Origin of the sequence: Pseudonocardia sp. SID8383 (assembly GCF_009864975.1) — a bacterium.
GTDB lineage: Bacteria > Actinomycetota > Actinomycetes > Mycobacteriales > Pseudonocardiaceae > Pseudonocardia > Pseudonocardia alni.
Window position 1 is genome coordinate 1 of record NZ_WWFY01000045.1, and the last position, 3,551, is coordinate 3,551.

3 protein-coding genes are annotated in these 3,551 nt (G+C 74.3%); 2 read left to right on the forward strand and 1 reads right to left on the reverse strand.

Features of this window, described 5'->3' with window-relative positions; genetic code table 11:
* Positions 1–216: 216 nt before the first annotated feature.
* Entirely contained in the window at positions 217–1,431 is a 1,215-nt protein-coding gene (locus GTW08_RS01355) for a DUF418 domain-containing protein (RefSeq protein WP_073578554.1), read from the reverse strand.
* A gap of 87 nt (positions 1,432–1,518) precedes the next feature.
* Here GTW08_RS01355 and GTW08_RS30870 point away from each other — a divergent pair, with 87 nt between their 5' ends.
* Positions 1,519–1,695 (forward strand): DUF6104 family protein, encoded by a 177-nt coding sequence (locus GTW08_RS30870; protein WP_020623156.1) that lies wholly within the window; start codon positions 1,519–1,521, stop codon positions 1,693–1,695.
* A 125-nt stretch (positions 1,696–1,820) separates the two neighbouring features.
* Entirely contained in the window at positions 1,821–3,239 is a 1,419-nt protein-coding gene (locus tag GTW08_RS01360; RefSeq protein ID WP_073578555.1) for a CitMHS family transporter, read from the forward strand.
* Positions 3,240–3,551 lie beyond the last annotated feature (312 nt).

Here is a 3,551-nt window from a genome sequence, read left to right on the forward strand (position 1 = left end):
CCCACCCGCTCCAGCCCGCGCCGGCGAGCCGTTCGCGCTCGGCCGGGTCGCCGACCGCGTCCAGTGCGCCGTTGAGGCCGGTGACGCCCATCAGCGAGCCGCCGAACCAGGCGGCCAGGCCGACGTCGTGCAGGGTGCGGGCCACGGGAGGGGTGAGTGCCATGAGAACTCCGGATCGGGGGGCGGCGGGGCCGCGGGCGCGGCGGTCCGTCGACGCTACCGAGCGCTCCGCGGCGACGGCCCGTAGGTCAGGCGGCGCAGCAGCGTCTCGGCGGGCCCCCGCACGCCGGCCCGGTCGAGCCGGTACGCGACGACGACGGTCAGCAGCCACACCCCGACCGCGACCAGCGACGCCGACCAGCCCGACAGGTGCGCGCCCAGCCCGAGGCCCCAGGCGGTGAGCAGCGGCACGAACAGCAGCGACTGCGCCAGGTAGCCGCTCAGCGAGCGACGGCCGAGCGCGACCAGGGCCCGGACCGGCAGCGGTGCCGTCGGACGGGTTCCCAGCCGGTGCGCGACGAGGCCGAACACCGCCGCGTAGCCGAGCGCGGCGAAGATCCCGGTGGCGATGTGCAGGCCGGCGAACGCACCCGGGTCCGGCAGCGCGACGACGCCGACGTGCACGAGGGCCTGGGCCAGCCCGGCCGACCAGCCGACGGCGATGCCGACGACGGCCGTGCGGCGCAGCAGAGGCAGGTGCGCGCCCGGCTCCTCCAGCACGCGGTGCCGCGCGGCGAGCAGCCCGAGCAGCACCGCGGCGGGCATCACCAGCGTCACGAACGCCCCGGGGATCGCCGACACCCACAGCGCGAGCCGCAGCGGCAGCGTCGCGAACCAGTCCGGGGTGGCGAGGGCGAGCTGCTGCGCGGCGGACGTCGGCGTCGCGCCACCCGTGAACTGCGCCAGCACGCCCGTCGCCGCGGGGACGGCCACGGCGAGACCGACCAGGACCCCGGCCCCGATCCGCAGGGTGCGGTCGCTGCGGTGCAGGAACAGCGGCACCAGCACCAGGCCCAGGACCCCGTAGGTGCCCAGGATGTCGCCCTGCCACAGCAGGGCCGCGTGCAGCAGGCCGAGGACGAGCAGCCACCGGTGCCGGGTGCGCAGCAGCCGCCGCGCCTGCGCGTCGGTGCCGCCGCCGGCGATCCGGCGGGCGTAGAGCTGCCCGATGCCGTAGGCGAACAGGAACCCGAACAACGTCCAGGCGCGGCCGTCGACGGCGGTGATGGTCACGACCTGGGCGATCCGGTCGGCGGGCCCGCCGTCCGCGGCATGGAGCAGCGTGGCCCCCAGCTGCGAGGTGTAGGCGAACCAGGGCGCATGGGCCAGTGCGATCAGCAGCAGCATCGCGCCCCGGGCGAGGTCGGGGGCGAGCGCACGGTCGCTCACCGGGGTCGGGGCGACGGTCGCGGCGGGCGGCGCGGTGGACATGGGATCTCCTCACGAGGCGGTGGGAGACCCATCGGAAACGATGCCGTCGCGGCCGGGTCAAGCGGCGGCCGCCGTATCCTCGCCGGCATGTACTTCACCGACCGCGGCATCGAGGAGCTCGTCGACCGGCGCGGCGACGAGCAGGTCAGCGTCGAGTGGCTGGCCGACCGGCTCCGCGCCTTCGTCGACGCGAACCCGCAGTTCGAGACCGCCGTCGAGCGGCTGTCGAGCTTCCTCGCCCGGGACGACGCCGACGACGAGTAGCCGCGTGACCACAACGACCACAGGGCACGCAGCGACCACTACGCGGGCTGTGTCCGCAAGCGGGACCGGGGCCGGGGCCCGGACCTAGCGTTGCTCCTCGACACGTCCGTCGAGGAGGAGCACCGATGCTCATCGTTCTCGGGTCCGCGATGATCGCGGTCTTCATGTACCTGATCCTGGCGAAGCGGCTCGCGCCGACGCTGGCGCTGGTACTCGTCCCGCTGACCTTCGCCCTGGTGGCGACCGGCACCGGCCTGTCCGAACCGGGTGAGGACGGCGTCGTCGACTCGATCTCGTCGGCGTTCTCCGACTTCGCGCCGACGGCCGTACTGCTGTTCTTCGCGATCATCTTCTTCGGCACGATGATCGACGTCGGGCTGTTCGACCCGCTGATCCGCTTCGTGCTGCGCACGGTGGGCAACGACCCGGTGCGCCTGGTCGTGCTGACCGCGGTGCTCGCCGGTGTCGTCTCCCTCGACGGCGACGGCTCGACCACCTTCATCATCACGGTGTCCGCGCTGCTGCCGATCTACCTGCGGCTCGGACTGAGCCCGGTGGTGCTGACCGTCGTCGCCAACCTCGCGAACGGCGTGCTCAACATCCTGCCCTGGGGCGGCCCCACGATCCGCGCCGCGACGGTGCTGAACGTGTCGCCCTCGGAGCTGTTCAACCCGATGGTCCCGGGCATGGTGGCCGGCATCGCCACCGTGCTGCTGCTGGCCTGGCAGCTGGGCCGTTCCGAGCGCAAGCGGCTGCTCGCCTCGGGCCGCACGCTGTCGGTCGTCGCCGACGAGATGGTGGCGGTGCGCGAGCCCGCCCTGATCGGCGGGGGCGCCGGCACCGACGGCCCGGCCACCGGTTCGGGCGGGGGCCCCGCCGACGGAGCCGACGCCGGGGGCGCGCTGGACCCGAACCGTCCGACGCTGCGGCCGACGCTGATCTGGTTCAACCTCGGGCTCACCGTCGCGCTGCTGGTGCTGCTGGGCATGGACGTCCTGCCGCTGTCGCTGGTGTTCGTCGCGGCCGCCGCGGTCGCCCTGGTCGTGAACTTCCCGAAGCCCGAGGACCAGCTCCGGGCGGTGACCTCGCACGCCTCCTCGATCGTCGGCGTCGTGTCCATGGTGTTCGCCGCCGCGGTCCTGGTCGGGGTGCTGTCGGGCACCGGCATGGTGACGGCGATGGCGAACGGGATCGTCTCGGCCGTACCGCCGTCGGTCGGCTCCTGGTTCGCGGTGATCACCGGTGTGCTGAGCATGCCGCTGACGTTCTTCCTCACCAACGACGCGTTCTACTTCGGCATCCTGCCGATCCTGACCGAGGCCGCGGGCCACTACGGCATCGACCCGGTGGAGATGGCCCGCGCCTCGATCATCGGCCAGCCGGTGCACATGACCAGCCCGCTGGTCCCGGCGCTGCTGCTACTCGTCTCGCTCGCGAAGGTCGACCTGGCCGACCACCACCGCAGGGTGATCTGGCGGGCCGCGCTCTGCTCGCTGGTGATGCTCGGGGTCGCGCTGCTGCTGGGCGTCGTCCCGCTGGGCTGACCGCCCTCCCACGATCCGGTGCCGCACAGGCGGTACGCCGGGGAGGGGCGGACGGCGACCACCGGCCCCGGACCCCCGGCACGACCGTCGAGATGCAGCTCGGGGCGGCCCGCCACCCGCGGGGCAGGCCCCGGACTGCATCTCGGCGCGTCCGGCCCGTGGGGCCTGGCCTGGCCGGGCGGGTGCGGCGTGCGGGACGGGGTCAGTCGTCGTCGCGGCGCAGGCGGAACAGCCGCCGGTCGCCCGAGGAGCGCAGCTCGCGCAGGGCCTCGTCGGCGGCCTCCTCCAGCGCGGCGTGCTCGTCGGGGTGCG